Below are 783 nucleotides of genomic sequence, written 5' to 3' on the forward strand. Positions count from 1 at the left end.
GGTGGGTGTTACTTGGTGTTGACGGTGATCTTGGCGATGCCGACGAGCATGTCGGCTTTCACGGCGTCGGTCTTGAAGGTTTTGTTCAGCAGCCCGGCGGCGGTGTCGGAGATCAGCACGCGGGTGCCTTCCAGGACCGCGGTGTCACCGGCGGCCTGAAGGGGCTTCAGGGTGGAGCCGTCGAGGTTGAAGATGTAGGCCTGCTTCACGGCGGTCTCGCCGTTGACCGCGACATCACCGTAGAGCTTGGAGGTCCCCGGGTCGATGGTGAAGTTGGTCAGGTCAACCTTCGTGTCCCCGGCGGAGAGGGAGAACCCGGAGCCGGCGTGGCTGATCAGGCCCTGAACGAACGGGCGGTAGTCCTTGGCCGGGTCGTAGTAATCGACCTTGCCGCCGGTGATCGGGAAGATCAGCGAACCGTCCGTCAGTGCGGCGGTCCCGACCGTGCCCGGGGTCAGCTTCAGCGTCTCCAGCGCCTTCGCGAACGAGGCATCAAGCTTCACCGCGGTCGACACACCGGTCAGCGCCGGGATCGAGGCCAGCGGCTTGGGCTTCTCCGCCGCGGCCGGGGAGGACGCCGAGGCCGAGGTGGCCGGAGCGGAAGACGCGGTGTTCGCCGGGCTGCAGGCGGCCAGGGAAAACATGAGCGAACCGGCAGCGGCAACGCCGAGGAAAGTCTTGAGAGATGTACGCATGGCAGTACTCCTTGAAAAGGGTTCAATGGGATGTTCCCGGTCCCGCGGCCGTAAAAACACGGCCTGACACGTTTTCCAGCGGGTCCGG

1 protein-coding gene is annotated in these 783 nt (G+C 65.3%); it reads right to left on the bottom strand.

The annotated features are described in order from the left end of the window. Window positions 1–8 precede the first annotated feature (8 nt). Complete coding sequence (locus QK291_RS18990; protein WP_282384408.1) at window positions 9–695, bottom strand: hypothetical protein; 687 nt, start codon at window positions 693–695, stop codon at window positions 9–11. Window positions 696–783: the final 88 nt, after the last annotated feature.

This window comes from Arthrobacter sp. AL12 (genome assembly GCF_029960645.1).
Taxonomy (GTDB): Bacteria; Actinomycetota; Actinomycetes; order Actinomycetales; family Micrococcaceae; genus Arthrobacter.

Bases quoted from the DNA above. Each gene is read 5' to 3' on its own strand.
- QK291_RS18990 (WP_282384408.1), bottom strand. From the start codon at position 695: ATGCGTACATCTCTCAAGACTTTCCTCGGCGTTGCCGCTGCCGGTTCG.